The 17,326-nt window shown below is 34.8% G+C and carries 11 protein-coding genes; 4 read left to right on the top strand and 7 right to left on the bottom strand.

The window, feature by feature from the left end; genetic code table 11:
* The first annotated feature begins 63 nt into the window (after nt 1-63).
* Both ACN5J7_RS07595 and ACN5J7_RS07590 read left to right on the top strand, forming a co-directional pair.
* Nucleotides 64-1,926, top strand: a complete 1,863-nt coding sequence (locus ACN5J7_RS07595; RefSeq protein WP_311940017.1) for a DNA topoisomerase IV subunit B — start codon at nt 64-66, stop codon at nt 1,924-1,926.
* Nucleotides 1,927-1,932: 6 nt separating this feature from the next.
* On the top strand, nt 1,933-4,608 hold the full coding sequence (locus ACN5J7_RS07590) for a DNA gyrase/topoisomerase IV subunit A (protein ID WP_418603430.1): 2,676 nt from the start codon (nt 1,933-1,935) through the stop codon (nt 4,606-4,608).
* A 75-nt stretch (nt 4,609-4,683) separates the two neighbouring features.
* Here the strand turns inward: ACN5J7_RS07590 and ACN5J7_RS07585 are convergent, their stop codons facing one another.
* The 3 genes from ACN5J7_RS07585 to ACN5J7_RS07575 are packed head-to-tail and all read right to left on the bottom strand — an operon-like array spanning nt 4,684 to nt 9,069.
* Nucleotides 4,684-7,086, bottom strand: coding sequence for an ABC transporter permease (locus tag ACN5J7_RS07585; RefSeq protein WP_418603429.1), 2,403 nt, complete (start codon nt 7,084-7,086; stop codon nt 4,684-4,686).
* Between the two features lie 17 nt (nt 7,087-7,103).
* On the bottom strand, nt 7,104-7,799 hold the full coding sequence (locus ACN5J7_RS07580; RefSeq protein WP_418603428.1) for an ABC transporter ATP-binding protein: 696 nt from the start codon (nt 7,797-7,799) through the stop codon (nt 7,104-7,106).
* A 10-nt stretch (nt 7,800-7,809) separates the two neighbouring features.
* Nucleotides 7,810-9,069 (bottom strand): efflux RND transporter periplasmic adaptor subunit, encoded by a 1,260-nt coding sequence (locus ACN5J7_RS07575; RefSeq protein WP_418603427.1) that lies wholly within the window; start codon nt 9,067-9,069, stop codon nt 7,810-7,812.
* 321 nt (nt 9,070-9,390) lie between these two features.
* Between ACN5J7_RS07575 and ACN5J7_RS07570 the strand changes: the two genes are divergently transcribed.
* Together ACN5J7_RS07570 and ACN5J7_RS07565 are read left to right on the top strand one after the other, a co-directional pair.
* Nucleotides 9,391-10,773, top strand: coding sequence for a sigma-54-dependent transcriptional regulator (locus ACN5J7_RS07570; protein WP_418603426.1), 1,383 nt, complete (start codon nt 9,391-9,393; stop codon nt 10,771-10,773).
* A 153-nt stretch (nt 10,774-10,926) separates the two neighbouring features.
* Nucleotides 10,927-12,159, top strand: coding sequence for a sensor histidine kinase (locus ACN5J7_RS07565; RefSeq protein WP_418603425.1), 1,233 nt, complete (start codon nt 10,927-10,929; stop codon nt 12,157-12,159).
* Here ACN5J7_RS07565 and miaA read toward each other — a convergent pair.
* The 4 genes from miaA to ACN5J7_RS07545 are packed head-to-tail and all read right to left on the bottom strand — an operon-like array spanning nt 12,142 to nt 17,273.
* Complete coding sequence (gene miaA / locus ACN5J7_RS07560; protein ID WP_418603424.1) at nt 12,142-13,098, bottom strand: tRNA (adenosine(37)-N6)-dimethylallyltransferase MiaA; 957 nt, start codon at nt 13,096-13,098, stop codon at nt 12,142-12,144. The two genes, ACN5J7_RS07565 and miaA, sit on opposite strands and share 18 nt — an antisense overlap.
* Nucleotides 13,052-13,921, bottom strand: coding sequence for an ion transporter (locus ACN5J7_RS07555; protein WP_418603423.1), 870 nt, complete (start codon nt 13,919-13,921; stop codon nt 13,052-13,054). Before ACN5J7_RS07555 ends, miaA begins: the two co-directional genes overlap by 47 nt.
* Before the next feature lie 25 nt (nt 13,922-13,946).
* A complete protein-coding gene (locus ACN5J7_RS07550; protein WP_418603422.1) occupies nt 13,947-15,905 on the bottom strand; it encodes a DUF3857 domain-containing protein in 1,959 nt (652 codons plus the stop codon).
* A 6-nt stretch (nt 15,906-15,911) separates the two neighbouring features.
* A complete protein-coding gene (locus tag ACN5J7_RS07545; protein ID WP_418603518.1) occupies nt 15,912-17,273 on the bottom strand; it encodes an exonuclease domain-containing protein in 1,362 nt (453 codons plus the stop codon).
* Nucleotides 17,274-17,326: the final 53 nt, after the last annotated feature.

Here is a 17,326-nt window from a genome sequence, read left to right as displayed (position 1 = left end):
CTGTTTTATATTATAATTGGTTGTGTTATATTAGCGTCCTATCATTAAATTTTGCTCTATTTTATGGCTGTACAATCCAATTATACCGAAGACAATATACGTTCACTAGACTGGAAAGAACATATCCGTATGCGCCCAGGTATGTATATTGGCAAATTGGGTGATGGCTCGTCGCCAGACGATGGCATTTACATCCTTTTAAAAGAAGTGCTCGACAACTCCATTGACGAGTATGTTATGGGCGCGGGCAAAACCATCGAAATTTCCATTCAGGGCACCAAGGTAACGGTGCGCGATTACGGGCGGGGCATCCCGTTGGGTAAAGTGGTCGATGTGGTTTCAAAAATGAATACCGGCGGTAAATACGACTCCAAGGCCTTTAAAAAATCGGTAGGTTTAAATGGTGTTGGTACCAAAGCCGTAAATGCGCTGTCGTCGTTTTTTAGAGTAGAATCTACGCGCGATAGTAAAAGCGCTTCCGCGGAATTTGAGCAGGGAAATTTGGTGACCAAGGATTTATTGGAAGATACGTCGCGCAGAAAAGGTACAAAAGTATCGTTCGTTCCAGATGAAGCCATCTTTAAAAATTATAAATACAGAAACGAGTATATCATTAAAATGTTGAAAAACTATGTGTATTTAAACCCCGGTTTAACCATAGTTTTTAATGGCGAAAAATATTTTAGCGAAAACGGTTTAAAGGATTTGTTAAGTGAAAATATTAATGAATCCGATAGGTTATATCCCATTATCCATTTACGTGGCGATGATATCGAAATTGCTTTAACACACAGTAAAACACAATATAGCGAAGAGTACCACAGTTTTGTAAACGGACAAAACACCACCCAGGGCGGTACCCATTTAAATGCCTTTAGAGAAGCTGTAGTTAAAACCATTCGTGAGTATTATGGCAAAAATTTTGATGCCTCCGACATTAGGAAATCGGTAGTAAGTGCCATTGCCATAAAAGTTATGGAACCTGTTTTCGAGAGTCAGACCAAAACCAAATTGGGTTCTACCGATATGGGTGGCGATTTACCAACGGTGCGTACGTACATCAACGATTTTGTAAAAACGCATTTAGATAATTTTTTACATAAAAACCCGGATACGGCTGAGAAAATACAGCGTAAAATTTTACAGGCCGAACGCGAGCGCAAGGAATTATCGGGTATTAGAAAATTAGCCAAAGACAGAGCAAAAAAAGCAAGTCTTCACAATAAAAAATTGCGCGATTGCCGTGTGCACTTTGGAGATACCAAAAACGAAAGAAACCTTGAAACCACTTTGTTTATAACCGAGGGCGATTCCGCTTCGGGAAGTATTACAAAATCGCGCGATGTGAATACACAAGCCGTTTTCAGTTTAAAAGGTAAACCCTTAAACTGCTACGGATTAAGCAAAAAAATAGTTTACGAAAACGAAGAATTCAATCTGCTTCAAGCTGCTTTAAACATTGAAGAATCTTTGGAAGATTTACGCTATAATAATGTGGTAATCGCCACAGATGCCGATGTTGATGGGATGCACATCCGGCTGTTGCTTATAACATTCTTTCTTCAGTTTTTCCCTGAAGTCATCAAAGAAGGGCATTTGTATATTTTGCAAACCCCGTTATTTAGGGTGCGCAATAAAAAGGAAACCATTTACTGCTATTCTGAAGAAGAACGAAGAGATGCCATTGAAAAATTAAAACCAAAACCGGAAATCACACGATTTAAAGGATTGGGTGAAATATCGCCCGATGAGTTTAAGCATTTTATTGGCGATGATATTCGTTTAGACCCCATTATGTTGGACGATAATATGTCTATTGAAGATTTGTTGTCTTTCTACATGGGTAAAAACACACCGGATCGACAAGAGTTTATTATTGATAATTTGAAAGTAGAATTGGATTTAATTGAAGAAGAGAAAGCCTAACACAGCATGATAGAAGAAGAAAACGACGATTTAAACAACATAAATAAAGAACAAAACGATGCCCCCCAAGAAACCATTACCCGAATTACGGGTATGTACAAAGATTGGTTTTTAGATTATGCCTCGTATGTCATATTAGAACGAGCCGTACCTGCTATTGAAGACGGTTTTAAACCCGTGCAGCGCCGTATTATGCATTCCATGAAAGATTTGGATGACGGGCGCTACAATAAAGTGGCAAACATAGTTGGTCATACCATGCAATACCACCCACACGGTGATGCCAGTATTGCGGATGCCATGGTGCAAATCGGTCAAAAAGATTTGTTAATTGATACCCAAGGAAACTGGGGAAACATTCTCACGGGCGATAGGGCAGCGGCATCGCGTTATATTGAAGCGCGTATCTCAAAGTTTGGTCTCGATGTTGTTTTCAACCCTAAAATCACCGAATGGCAGGCCAGTTATGATGGCAGACGAAAAGAGCCCGTAAACCTTCCGGTTATGTTTCCGTTGTTGTTGGCACAGGGTGGCGAAGGTATTGCGGTAGGTTTATCCACTAAAATATTACCACATAATTTTATCGAGCTTATTGAAGCTTCCATAAAACATTTACAAGGCAAGCGATTTACTATTTTACCAGATTTTCCAACGGCTGGAATTGCCGATTTTTCAAATTATAACGATGGTTTGCGCGGAGGCAAGGTGCGTGTTCGTGCAAAAATATCGCAAGTAGATAAAAATACTTTGGCCATTACCGAAATTCCTTTTGGTACTACCACATCAACGTTGATAGATTCCATTTTAAAAGCCAACGATAAAGGTAAAATCAAGGTTAAAAAGATTGAAGATAACACCGCTGCCGAAGTGGAAATATTAATCCATCTTCCGTCAGGATTATCGCCAGATAAAACCATTGATGCCCTATATGCGTTTACCAGCTGCGAGTCGTCAATTTCGCCATTGGGTTGTGTTATTGAAGATAATAAACCTTTGTTTGTAGGCGTTACGGAAATGTTGCGTCGCTCGACCGATAATACCGTTCAGCTTTTAAAGCAAGAATTGGAAATCAAATTAAACGAGTTTGAAGAGCAATGGCATTTCGCATCGTTAGAACGTATTTTTATCGAAAACAGGATTTACCGCGATATTGAAGAAGAAGAAACATGGGAAGGTGTTATTTCTGCTATCGATAAAGGCCTTCAACCTCATATAAAACATTTAAAACGTGCCATTACTGAAGACGATATTGTGCGTTTAACCGAAATACGAATCAAGCGTATTTCAAAATTCGATATCGATAAAGCGCAGCAAAAAATTGATGCTTTAGAAGATCAAATAGCGCAGATAAAACATCATTTGGCAAATCTAATTGATTACGCTATAACTTATTTTAAGCGACTTAAAAAAGATTACGGCGAAGGGCGCGAGCGCAAAACCGAAATCAGAACGTTTGATGATGTCGATGCTACCAAAGTGGTTATTCGAAACACCAAACTTTATGTAAATAGGGAAGAAGGTTTTATTGGAACCTCGTTGCGCAAAAACGAATATGTTGGCGATTGCAGCGATATCGACGATATTATTGTGTTTACCAAAGAAGGCAAAATGATGGTTACCAAAGTGGACACTAAAACCTTTATTGGTAAAGACATCATTCATGTGGCGGTGTTTAAAAAGAAGGACAAGCGCACCATTTATAATATGATTTATCGCGATGGAAAAGGTGGACCATCATACATAAAACGATTTGCCGTAACCAGTATTACACGCGATAAAGAGTACGATTTAACCAACGGAAACAAAGGGTCCATGCTTTACTATTTTTCGGCAAATCCTAATGGCGAAGCCGAAGTGGTTACCGTTAATTTGCGACAAGCGGGCAGTATAAAAAAACTAAAATGGGATATCGATTTTGCAGATATTCTTATAAAAGGGCGCACATCAAAAGGGAATTTGGTAACTAAATATTCCGTGAAGCGGGTGGAGTTGAAAGAGAAAGGTGTATCAACCTTAAAACCTCGCAAAATTTGGTTTGATGATGCCGTACAACGCTTAAATGTTGATGGAAGAGGCGAATTAGTGGGCGAGTTTAGAGGCGAAGACAAGTTATTAGTCATCAATCAATCGGGAATGGTAAAAACGGTAACGCCGGAAGTTACCATGCATTTTGATGATGATATGATTGTTATGGAAAAATGGGTGCCTAAAAAGCCCATATCGGCCATTTATTTTAATGGTGAAAAAGAATTGTATTATGTAAAGCGCTTTTTAATTGAAAATGAAGGCAAAGAAGAATCGTTTATTTCTGAGCACCCCAATTCGCAGTTGGAAATAGTTTCTACCGATTGGAAGCCTATGGCTGAAATTGTATTTGCCAAAGAGCGCGGAAAAGACAGAAAAGAAAATGTGGAAATTAACCTTGAAGAGTTTATTGCGGTTAAGGGGATAAATGCTTTGGGTAATCAATTGACAAAAGACAAGGTCAATCAAATTAATTTGTTGGATCCTATTCCTTTTGAAGCACCAAAAGAAAAGCATGCCGATGAGATTGAAGTTGTGGATGAAATGGAAGTTTCCGCAAATAGTTCGGAAGATAAAAAAACAAGTAATACATCAAAATCAAGCGATAAATCCCATGAATCGGACACAGATGATGAAGGGCAAATAACATTGTTTTAAAAAGGATATAATTTTAAATTAAAAAAGCACATGAAAATTCTCAAGTGCTTTTTTGTTTTGGTTGATTAATAAATGCTATTCATATTTTATGGCATTTACGGGATCTGAATTTGCAGCTAAATAAGCTTGAGAGCTTACGGTAATTAAGGCTATAATTAATGCTAAAAATGTTGCAAAAAAGTAGGGTAGTAACGGCATATCAATTTGATATGAGAAGTTTGTTAACCAATTTTTTGCTAGCAAATAGGTAATAGGCCATGCGAAAATATTAGCAATAAGAACAAGTTTTATAAAATCTTTGGTAAGCATTTGCATAATCTGCGGCACCGAAGCCCCTAAAACTTTACGAATGCCAATTTCTTTGGTGCGTTGTTCGGCAGTATAAGATGCTAAGCCATATAAACCCATTGCCGAAATTATTATGGCTAGAATAGTTAAAAACAAAAACATGGTTCCAAAATTCTCTTGTTGTCTTAATAATGCACCAAATTTTTGATCTAAAAAAGTATACCTAAAGGGATGCGAAGGTTCTAATTTGTTCCACTCATTTTCAATATAATTTATGGTGGCATTCATATCATTTTTTGCGATTTTAAAAGACGCAAACCATACATTATTTGTAATAGCCAATACCATTGGGCGAATAGGTTGGTTAAACCCTTCAATATGAAAATCTTTAACAATGCCAATAACATTTCCGTATTCAGCTGTTCCGTCCAAATTCATATTCCCGATACGACGTCCCACGGCATTTTCAATATTAAAACTTTTAACGGCGGTTTCATTTAAGATGTAGTATGGCACAGAATCAGATTCTTTTTCTCTATCAAATTTTCGTCCTTCTAATAATTCTACACCTAACGTTTTAAAATAATCATAGTCAACTTCCATATTCCACAACGGTAATTGTTCTTCACTACCTTCTAAAGCAAATTGATTTTGATTAGGTGTGTCTCCGGGATAATATGATGCTCTTGTAACGCTTAGAACATTACTGTTCTTTAGAAAGATATCTTTATAGTTTCTAAAGTTTTCAGTCATAGCATCAGTTTGAATTGGAACAACTATGACTTGATCGCCTTTAAAACCAATGTCCTTATTATGTAAAAATGAAATTTGTTTGAATATAATTATCATCCCAATAATTAAAATAGTGGATGCTGTAAATTGAGTAATTACAAGCACTTTTCTTAATAGTGCACCACCTTTGGTTTTTGTAAGATCGCCTTTTAATACGGCAATGGGTTGAAATGCCGATAAGAAGAATGCTGGATAACTTCCTGCAAATAAACCATAAATTAAAGTTACTAAAAGTGCAAATAAAATGGTTTTACCAATATATTCATTAAAGAGTGTAAGATTGGTTTCCATAATATTGTTAAAACCCGGAAGAAATAACTCAACCAAAATAAAGGCTAAAAATAGTGCTATAAAACTTTGGATAACGGACTCTGTTAAAAACTGAATAATTAACATTTTTCTTGATGCACCCGTTACCTTTCTCACGCCAACTTCTTTGGCTCGTTTACCAGATCTGGCAGTAGACAAGTTCATAAAGTTTATTCCGGCAATTAGAATGACCAATAAAGCAATGCCAATAAAAACATAAATGTAAATAATATTACCGTTTTGTTGAATTTCCCAATCTTTTTGGGAGTATAGATGAATGTCTTTTAAAGGCATCAATTGATATTCAAAAGCATTGCCTTGGGCCATAAATTCCTCTACGGTAATTTTCATAAATTGCTCAACATCGGGCTCTATTTTCTTCATAAAGTTACGCCTCATTTCGGTTTGAAACGCATTAAAATTTGCACCTTCCTTAAGTTTTACATAAGTATAGTTATTATTACTCATCCAAACATTGCGGATGGTATTTTGAGCCATAAACATATTAAATTGAAAATGGGCATGCCCTTGAGGTTCTTTAACAATACCTCTAACAATAAAATTCCTTCTATTGTCGTAATTAACTACTTCACCCAAAGGGTTTTTGTCACCAAATAATTTACGAGCACTTTCTTCTGTTAATACAATAGCATTTTCTTCTTTAAGAGCTGTGTCCGGACTACCATGAACAAATTCATAATTAAAAACCTTAAAAAAGGTACTATCGGCTTCAACGCCATTTTGAATGTATACCTTAGTTTGCTCATGGCGCATTAAAATTTCTTGATTTATGGTATGTATCCTTGTGGCATTTTCTACATCTGTAAATTCAGTTCTTAAGGCATTTGCCATCGGGCTTGGAGATACCGGAGCGTCCATTTTTTGACCCATCAAATCGGCTTTTATGCCTGTGCGGTAAATGCGCTCGTAGCCATTCCAATGTTTTTCATAACTTGTTTCGTCTTTAATAAATAAGAACACAAGAATAGTTACCGTAAGCCCCAATGCTAACCCAAGAATGTTAATTAGGGCATAAATTCTATTTTTATTTAAGCTTCTAAAAGCAACTTTTATATAATTTTTAAGCATGATTTTTTATTTTAAAATTATATAACAGCCTGTGTGAGCTTGCTTTTATTTTCAGATACAATCTGCCCATCGAGTAAATTGATTATGCGCTCGGAATAACTAGCATCATGAGGCGAGTGTGTTACCATTACTATGGTTGTTCCGGCTTCGTGCAATTCGCATAATAACTCCATAACTTCGTTACCGTGCGAACTGTCTAGATTTCCTGTTGGCTCATCGGCTAAAATTAATGGCGGTTTTGTAATTAAAGCCCTGGCAACGGCAACACGTTGTTGCTGACCGCCAGATAATTGTTGTGGAAAATGTGATGCTCTGTGCGAAATCCCGATTTTTTCTATCAACGCATTTACTCTTTGTTTGCGCTCTGATGCTGGTACTTTATTATAAAGTAAAGGAAGCTCTATGTTTTCAAAAACGGTTAATTCATCGATTAGATTAAAGTTTTGAAAGATGAAACCAATATTTTTTTTACGAATATTTGAACGTCCTTTTTCGTTCAAATGAGAAACTTCTTCGCCTAAAAATTTGTAACTGCCGCTTTCTGGCTTATCAAGTAATCCTAAAATATTTAAAAGCGTTGACTTGCCACAACCCGATGGCCCCATAACGGAAACAAATTCGCCCTTTTTTATTTCGAATGAGACTTCATTTAATGCCGTAGATTCTATTTCGTCCGTTCGGTAAACTTTGGTTAATTGATTTAGTTTGATCATGATTTTTGATTTAATTGATTTTGATTGATTCATAATTTTTGAAGTCGTCATAAGATGATGAAATAAATTCATCACCTACACTTAGTCCTTCCAATACTTGATAATAACTTGGGTTTTGGCTGCCTAATTTTATATAGCGTTTTGTGGCTCCTCCTTTGCCATTAAGCACATAAACATATTGTCCGCCAGAAGATTGAAAATAACTTCCTCTAGGAATCATAATGGATTTTTGTGCTTTGGATAATTCCAATCTTACTTGAAGTGATTGCCCAATAGTAATAGCTTTTGGTGGCGTATTTACAAAAATCAATTCAATTTCAAAACGTCTGTTCGCAACTTCGGGAAGCACTTTTTTTACTTTCAAATCTATTAGTTCGCCATCAAACGAAAAACGCGCTAATTGCCCCGGTTTTACAGTGCTCAAGTAGTACTCGTCTACTTGCCCTTTTACTTTAAATCCGGACTGAACATCTATTTTTGCAACCGTTTGGTTCCTTCCATAAGATTCGCCAATTACCGGGTCGAATGATGATAACATACCAGACACCGGTGCGCGAACCAGCATTTTATCAATATTGTCGTGTATCATTTCTAAATTGCGTTGCATCATCGCAATAGATTTATTAATTTGCTGAATTTGAACTTTATTATCCGCTCTGCTTTTTTTAACATTACTGGCCACCAAATTGCGTTTGTTTTTTAAATATTTATACGATTCTTTTCTATCGATAAAATCATTTTTTGCAACAATGTCTTTTTGATACAAAATAGAATCTACTTTGTAATTGCGCTCAATATCTGCTAAATTATTTTCGCTATCAATAAGCGATTCTGTTAAAACACGTTGATCTTTTTCAAGTGATAATTTTAAATTTCTAAGATTGTTTATTTGCTCTACAATAGCCGTTTCCTGATTCATGTAACCAAGCGTAACCGAAGGATTGCTTAAGCGCAATAAAGGTGTTCCTTTATCAACTGCAATACCATCTTCAATAAATATTTCCTCTACAGTGCCACCTTCCAAAGTGTTTACCAAAACCAAATTAATGGGCTCTACATCGGCATCAATTAAAATCATATCTTGAAAATCACCTTCGATAACTTTTTTTACAGAAATTTTTGAAGCATCTACTTTATACGTTTTTTTATTAATGGCTTTAAACCCGAAAAAGACTAGAATTAAAAATACAGCTATACCTGCGATATACAGCCTTTTTGTATGATTCCATCTCTTTTTTTCGACTCTTTTGTCCATTCCAATTTGTTTCATAACTTATTAATTAAATCAGAATTGAAAATGCTAAGTCTATTATTAATACAACGATTTCTATAAATAAGGCTATCATGATTTATTGGGTTTTAAAGTTGTTAGTAATTATGATTTTTAAAATTTTCATAACAGATTCGTTTTTTGATTGATGAATTTTGAATTGATATATTCAATCCTAATGCCAAATATTTTTTTAATGCAAATAACTGATAATCAATTAGTTAATTTTTTATACTTCACTTTAAGTGTTCATTTTCGAACATTTAATTGTTCGTTATTGAACATTTTGTACATTAGTAAAAATCTTATTGAAAGTTTAAAATGACAAAAAATATAGCAACTATTTTAATTATTGATGATGATGAAGATGTATTGCTCTCTGCCAAATTATTGTTGAAAAAACATTATACCAATATAATTATTCGTAATAATCCTAAGGAAATCAATCAAATACTTTCTAAAGAACACATCGATGTCATTGTGTTGGATATGAATTACAGAATAGGTTTTAATGATGGAAAAGAGGGCATGTATTGGCTAAAACATATCCTGGGTATTAAGCCGGAAATGGTTGTTGTTTTAATGACGGCTTATGGGGAAGTTGAATTAGCTGTTGATGCCATTAAAAATGGAGCATTCGATTTTATATTAAAACCATGGACCAACGAAAAGTTTTTGGCAACCATTCATGCCGGTTTAGAGTTAAGTAAATCCAATCAGAAAGTGTCAATTTTAAAGCATACCAATAAAACGTTATTAAAAAATGATGCCAAAAAATTTGGGCCCATCATAGGCAAATCTTCAGCAATGATGAAAGTTTTGGATGTTGTTGAAAAAGTAAGCCATACCGATGCCCATGTTCTAATATTAGGCGAAAATGGTACAGGAAAACAGCATTTGGCAAGAGAAATACACCGACAATCTTCAAATAATGAAGGCTCATTTATTCATGTAGATTTAGGGGCTTTATCCGAATCTCTTTTTGAAAGCGAGCTATTTGGGCATAAAAAAGGAGCATTTACAGATGCCTTAGAAGATAAACCCGGACGTTTTGAAATGGCAGAAAACGGGACTCTCTTTTTGGATGAAATAGGGAATCTCCCTTATAATTTACAATCAAAATTATTAACAGTATTACAGGATAAGAAAGTATCGAGATTGGGTGAAGGCATAGAAAGACCCTTTAATGCAAGATTGTTATTTGCTACCAATGCACCACTACATCAGTGGGTTTTAGAAGGTAAATTTAGACAGGATTTATTATTCAGAATAAATACGGTTGAGATTGAAATTCCACCATTGCGAAAAAGACCAGAAGATATTTCAGAATTTGTTAGTTATTATTTAAAAGTGTTTAAGGAAAAATATCATAAATCGCATTTAACAATTACTGACGAAGCACTAAATACACTTAAATCGCATAAATGGCCCGGAAATATTCGAGAAATTCAGCACACTATCGAGCGAGGTGTAATCATGTCTGATGATGATGTAATAACACCTTCAGATTTTAATTTGAGTGCTATTGATACAAATAAAATGACTGATATCGCTGTTTATGATAATTTGAATTTACAAGACATTGAAAAGTTGCTCGTGCAAAAAGCAATGCATAAACATGAAGGGAATATATCCAAGGCCGCTAAAGAATTAGGGTTAACCAGAGCTGCACTTTATAGACGATTGGAAAAGTTTAATTTGTAATATTTTAGTATGATTAAACGATTTACACTTCAAGTTGTTATTCGCATTTTAGTAATTTTATTACTGTGTGTTTTGTTTTCGTTTTTTTTAATTAAGAGTTTTTGGTTTAGTACATGCGGTGTAGGTTTGTTAATTGTTTTACAGGTTTTTTTATTGATAAAGTATGTTAACAATACAAATTATTCGCTTGTAAAGTTTTTGTATGCTTTAAAAAACGAAGACTATTCGGTGTATTTTTCACCTTCAAAAAAAGGCGATTCGTTTGCCAAGGTTTTTGATGATTTTAACTTGATAATTAAAATTTTCAAGCAGAATAAAATTGAAAAAGAAGCCCAGTACAAATACTTCAAATACATATTAGAGCATGTAAATCTTGGGATTATTTCAATTAAAAAAGAAGATTTGCATCAACAGCAATCAAGTGAAGAAATCTTATTTCTGAATAAAGCGGCTAGTAACATACTTAAATTACCCAAACACAAATACTGGCATCGGTTGGCAAATCAAGTGCCCTGGTTGGTTTCTGAAATTAAAAAAATTGCCAATGGCGGAAAGGTTTTAGTAGATTTTGGAGGCGAAGATGAAATAAAGCAGTTATCATTAGAAGTGGTAGAAATACAATTGCTTAAAGAAGATTATTTAATAATTACATTTCAAGACATTCGATCGGAAATTGAACAAAAAGAAATTGAAGCATGGCATAATGTAATTCGAATTTTAGCCCATGAAATGCTTAATTCTTTCACGCCAGTTAGCTCTTTAGCTTCTACCATGAAATCTATTACTGAAGACGAAAACGGAAAACTTATAAATATAGGCAAGCTTGATAAAGAGGATATTTTGGATATTAATATGGCGGCCGCCACTATTAAAAAGCGCTCGGATGGATTATTGGCATTTGTAAAAGATTATCGTACAATTTCAAACATTCCAGTGCCTCAATTGCATAAAATTAATGTGAAAAGTTTTTTAGCCGGCATTCAATTATTAATGAAACCATTGACAGACGAAGCAAATATTAATTTATCTGTACAGCCAATGCCTGCAAATGCGACGATTTTTGCAGACACAAAGTTGATTGAACAGGTGTTAATCAATTTAATTAATAATAGTATTCATGCTTTAAACGGTGTTGAAATTCCAATAATAAAATTAAGTTGTGAGGTTAAAACCGATAAAACTTTAATTACGGTTTACGATAATGGAAAAGGTATCGAGGAACAGATAATCAATCAAGTTTTTATACCTTTTTACACGACAAAGAAAAATGGATCTGGGATTGGTTTAAGCCTTTCAAAAAACATTCTAAAAAAGCATAACGGCAATTTATTAGTTAATTCTGAATCCGGTAAATATACTGTGTTTACCTTAGTTTTTAACAGGTAATAACTCTTTGTTCAATTGTTTTATAATGTTGTTAACATCCGTTTCAAAATCAAACCACAACGTCGTTTCATTTTTTTTAAACCATGTAAGTTGTCGTTTTGCAAATCGGCGGGTATTTTTTTTAATCTCGGAAATTGTGAAATCCAAAGTCCATTCACCATTTAAGTAATTAAAAAGTTCTTTGTAGCCAACCGTATTCAAGGCATTTAATGATTGATAAGGCAGCAAGGTTTTTACCTCATGTAATAAACCATTATCCATCATTATATCAACGCGTTGGTTAATACGGTTGTAAATAATAGCTCTTTCGGCAGTGAGACCAACTGTAATGGTTTTAAAGTTTCGTTTGCTTTTTCCTTGGTTTAAAAAGGATGAATAGGGTTTGCCCGAGCCCAAACAAATTTCTAAAGCGCGAATTACGCGATGCGGATTTTCAATGGCAATGGTGTTGAATGCTTTGGTATCAAGTGCCTTTAATTGGTTTTGTAAATATTTTAAACCTTTTGTTTCCAAATCGTTGTTTAAACCCTGTCGGATTGTTTTATCAATTTCCGGAAATTCATCCAATCCTTTTGTAACGGCATCAACATACAAGCCCGAACCACCAACCATAATAACGACTTGTTTGGTTTCAAAAAGCGTTTTTAATTTTTTAAGTGCATCTCTTTCAAAAGCGCCAACACTATAATTATCCTGAATGGATTTATGATGAATAAAGTGGTGTTTGGCAGCTGATAATTCCACAGTTGAAGGTGCAGCCGTACCAATTTGCATTTCTTTAAAAAACTGCCTCGAATCTGCCGAAATAATATCCGTATTAAAATACTGAGCGAGTTTAATACTAAGTGCTGTTTTGCCTATTGCCGTTGGGCCAACAATTGAAATTAAATAGTTACTCATGGTGTAATTTACAACCGCATTTATGGCAGTATTTAGCATCGTCTTGATGCTTAACCGCTAAACAATTTACACAACATTGTGAGTTAAGTTGAACTGGCATGGTTTTGTTTTCGGGTGGATTTTCTTTTTCTTTCACAGATTTGTTTTGGCTGGTATATTCTGCCGATACAATACCTGTTGGCACCGCAATAATACCATAACCCAAAATCATAACAAAAGAGGCAATAAATTGCCCAAGTGGGGTTTGTGGGGTAATGTCTCCAAAGCCCACCGTTGTTAGGGTTACTATACACCAATAAACACTTTTTGGAATGTTAGAAAACCCGTTTTCTTCACCTTCAACCAAATACATAATAGTGCCCAAAATAATGGCAACAATTATAACAGCAAATAAGAATACCGATATTTTTGCTCTACTGGCTTTTAAAGCATTTAGCAAATTATTTGATGCGCCTAAATACCGAGCCAGTTTCAATATTCTAAATACCCGTAATAGCCTTAAAGCCCGCAATGCGGCAAGGGCGTGAACGCCTCCAACAATTAATGAAATGTATTTGGGTATGGTTGAAAGCAAATCCACAATGCCATAAAAACTGAATATGTACTTTATCGGGCGTCTTACGGTTAATATTCTTGCGATATATTCGATGGTAAATAAAATGGTTATAACCCATTCTGAAATATTGAGGAAATTATGGAAGTTTTCATCAATACTTTGAACGCTCTCCAGCATAACCAGTAAAATACTTGCGAGAATGGTTATTAGCAAAACTACATCAAACAGCTTGCCTTCGGGCGTGTCGGCTTCATAAATAATTTCATGAAGCTTTACTCGCCATTTATTTCTAGTGTATTTACTCATAAACTCAAAAGTAGTAAAAGATTTGCTATTTCTTCTTTAATAATATTAGCGAGTTGGTTTGTATATCTACAATTTTGCTCATAAACGCTTTTAAATACGGATAATATTCTGGTGGGTAAACTGCATCTTGAAAGCTGATTTTTAACATGATATTAATTGCATTACCACTCAAGATATTGGAAAAATGTACGGTTCCTTTATTGTTTGGTAAAGCGAAACTTGCATTTTCCGGTTTTTCCAACACGGTATAAGCATCACTAAAATTAAGCTTTAAAATATAATAATATGCGCCTTTGTATCCGAAATTGATAGGGTATGTACGCTCTTGAAGTTTAAAAGGATTTTCTTTAAAAAATGCCGTAAAAAAAGGGTTTAAATAAATGTTGTCTCCAGTTTCGTCCCAATTATATTCAATATTATAAGTTTCTAAAAAATCCGGATTTGTTTTGTCCTCGTTTGTTACCTTATGATTTGAAATTTCTATGTTTGGGTATCTGTCTTCTAAGTTTGTTACGTAAGCATCACTGTTTTGATGATATCTTTTTCTGTTGGCCAAAGCATGATACCCTGTTTGTTTAGAGTTTACAATACCTGTAATGTTATCGTTTTCATCCATATTCAGTTCTGCTCTAAATTGGATGGTCGATAATTTATTGGGTTTTAAATCTATCCACTCGCTTCCGTTTTTAAAATCCATTAATCGGCCGTAGTTATTCAAACACCTAAAGGGTATCTCGCCAAAGCTCAAATATTTGTCTGTAGCATCAAGTAGGTACGTTTTATCGTTAATAATAGCTTGGACAATTAAATAGTTAAAATCTGAAATTACCGGATATATTTTAGTGGGAAACCCATTATCCCTTGTTGAAATTAAAACGGGATTAACATCAATATTGGCTTCTTTTAACAAGTTGTGCAACAAGATATTTATTGATGATACGTTGCCCGATTTATTTTTAATTAAATCTCTAACCGATACATCTGAAAATATTTTGTAATCGCCATTCCAAGTGTATTTTTCTTGAACATGTTTATAAATGGCATCGGCTTTTTTATAAGCGTCTTTTTCGGTAATTACGGTATGGCTTACAAAATCTTCTAAATTAACGGATTTTGAGAGTTGCTTGCCAATATCTTTATCGGTTCTAAATTCCCTATCTGTGGTTTTCCATGTTTTGGTGTAATTATTTATTCTGCCATCAAATCCTTTAAATACTTTTAACTCGTATTCAATCCGGGCTAAGTAATTATATTTACTGGTCATATAATCTTCTTCAATAAAAGCCGGAATATCTTTCATGGCATAAGAGGAAATGGTGCAATCGGCGTGGGAACCATTACCACCGTATAAACAATTTCGTTTTATTTTCTGACCGTTTTTAAACAATTTTTGACCTCCAACTAATTTAATATTGTACTCGTAAATGGCAGGAATACTTGTGTTGTATTCACTATAAAGCTTAGGAATATCGCTCTGAAAGCTCCAACCTTGATAATTAAACTTAAAAGGCGATTGCAGGGTGTAACTATAATTTATAACCGAACCCTCTTTAATATTTGGTAGCGTAAATTTTACCAATGTGAAATCGTCATTGTATTCTTCTTCAAAAATATGGGCGTCGCTTAATTTGGTGCTAGTCACTTTTCCGTCGACCAAATTATAAGTCGTAGCGATAATATTTTTTACTTTTTCTTTTCGGTCATCGCTTTTTTGTAAATAAATGGTAACATTGGCCTTATTAAAACCTTCGCGATTTAGTATTTTTATTTTGCGTTTTTCTTCGGTAACTAAAGAAAAATCGTTGTTATCAATATAACTGTTTCCGTATTCGTATAAAACCAAAGCATTTGCGGTAGAGTCTTTTTCGTAAACATTTAGCTCTAAATCGGCGCGAGTGACTTTTAACGTTTCTGAATTAAAATTTGTTTGAGCATAAATGGAAATGTTTAAAAACAGAAGTAGGAGTAGGGTAATTTTTTGCATGATGTATTAAAGCGTAATAATTTTTAACCGTTTATTTTTTCTGAGGTAACTTTGTATAATGTGTTGGGTGTCCCTATTGTTGGCCATAGGTGTAATGATGGATTCTAAAATCTCGATATTGTTTATTTGGTAATTCAAATTGAAATAGCCCAAGCCTTTAAATACCCCATTTTCAATTAAGATGGCACTACGTTCATCAACCGCTCGACCTTTATCGACAATAACCATGTTTTTATTGTTGTAACTGTTTTTATCAATTAACTCCTGTACGCGTTTGTTGTAAATTTCGGCAGATTCTTTTTCAATACAGGCGCCATGGCAGGTTTTAATATCGTAGTTAAAGCAGCTGGTTTTGGTTTTGTAAAGTCCCGTTAATTTTTGGCAAAGGTTATAATCTTCAACCGCTTTTGTAATAAAACTTTTTCCGCTTTGGCGGTTGCTAAATGTGGTTATCGATTTTTTTCTTCCGTCGGCAACATCAATCTTTAAATTAATATAGCCGTTTTCATCCTTAAAACTATACAGGGCATGAGTAAAAACGTTGCGCCGTAAGGCTCTGTTATAAATGGGTTTGTTGTGTTTAATGGCTTCGCTTTCCTTTAAAAGCGCCACCAATTCGCTGCCCGTGGCTTCGTAGGTTACCGTGGCCACGTTTTGTTGTATTTTTTTTGATTTTTGATTGGTATTGGTAAAATGCTGATTGATGCGCTTTTTTATATTATTGCTTTTCCCGATGTAAATAATGTCGCCATTGGCTTTGTGGATATAGTAAACCCCGGTTTCTGACGGCATTTGCTCAATAATATCGATATGTCGAGGTTCTAATTGATGCTTGGGATTTAAACGAATGGATTGCTGAATGATGTTTTTTGAGGTGTCCTTATCCAACAATATTTTAAACAGCTTAACGGTGGCCAATGCATCGCCAGAAGCGCGATGTCTATCGGTTACCGGAATACCAAGGGAGCGTACCAACCTACCCAAACTATACGAGGTTTGTCCGGGAATTAAATCTTTTGCCAATTCAACGGTACAAAGGGTTTTACGCTCAAAATCAAAGCCGAGGCGTTTAAATTCGGTTTTTAAAATTCGGTTGTCAAACTTCGCATTATGCGCCACGATAATACAATCTTCGGTAATTTCAACAATACGTTTTGCCACTTCGTAAAACTTGGGCGCACTGCGCAACATGTTGCTATTTATGCCTGTAAGGTTAACAACAAAGGGCTGTATCTCGCGTTCGGGATTGATGAGGCTTATAAATTGATCGACTATCTCGTGGCCATCGTATTTGTAGATCGCAATTTCGGTTATGCCCTCTTCGTTATACTTACCACCGGTAGTTTCTATGTCTAATATTGCGTAAATAGTGAGTTGTTATTTGTTGTTAAGCCGAAGTTCGCTAATTAAATTGCTACTGA

Origin of the sequence: Hwangdonia sp. (genome assembly GCF_048381975.1) — a bacterium.
Lineage (GTDB): Bacteria > Bacteroidota > Bacteroidia > Flavobacteriales > Flavobacteriaceae > Hwangdonia > Hwangdonia seohaensis.
This window is presented reverse-complemented; position numbering and strand designations above follow the sequence as displayed.

What these genes read in the sequence shown, in the direction of transcription:
- ACN5J7_RS07595 (WP_311940017.1), top strand. Translation starts at nt 64, where the DNA reads ATGGCTGTACAATCCAATTATACCGAAGACAATATACGTTCACTAGAC.
- ACN5J7_RS07590 (WP_418603430.1), top strand. Translation starts at nt 1,933, where the DNA reads ATGATAGAAGAAGAAAACGACGATTTAAACAACATAAATAAAGAACAA.
- ACN5J7_RS07585 (WP_418603429.1), bottom strand. Translation starts at nt 7,086, where the DNA reads ATGCTTAAAAATTATATAAAAGTTGCTTTTAGAAGCTTAAATAAAAAT.
- ACN5J7_RS07580 (WP_418603428.1), bottom strand. Translation starts at nt 7,799, where the DNA reads ATGATCAAACTAAATCAATTAACCAAAGTTTACCGAACGGACGAAATA.
- ACN5J7_RS07575 (WP_418603427.1), bottom strand. Translation starts at nt 9,069, where the DNA reads ATGAAACAAATTGGAATGGACAAAAGAGTCGAAAAAAAGAGATGGAAT.
- ACN5J7_RS07570 (WP_418603426.1), top strand. Translation starts at nt 9,391, where the DNA reads ATGACAAAAAATATAGCAACTATTTTAATTATTGATGATGATGAAGAT.
- miaA (WP_418603424.1), bottom strand. Translation starts at nt 13,098, where the DNA reads ATGCTAAATACTGCCATAAATGCGGTTGTAAATTACACCATGAGTAAC.
- ACN5J7_RS07555 (WP_418603423.1), bottom strand. Translation starts at nt 13,921, where the DNA reads ATGAGTAAATACACTAGAAATAAATGGCGAGTAAAGCTTCATGAAATT.
- ACN5J7_RS07550 (WP_418603422.1), bottom strand. Translation starts at nt 15,905, where the DNA reads ATGCAAAAAATTACCCTACTCCTACTTCTGTTTTTAAACATTTCCATT.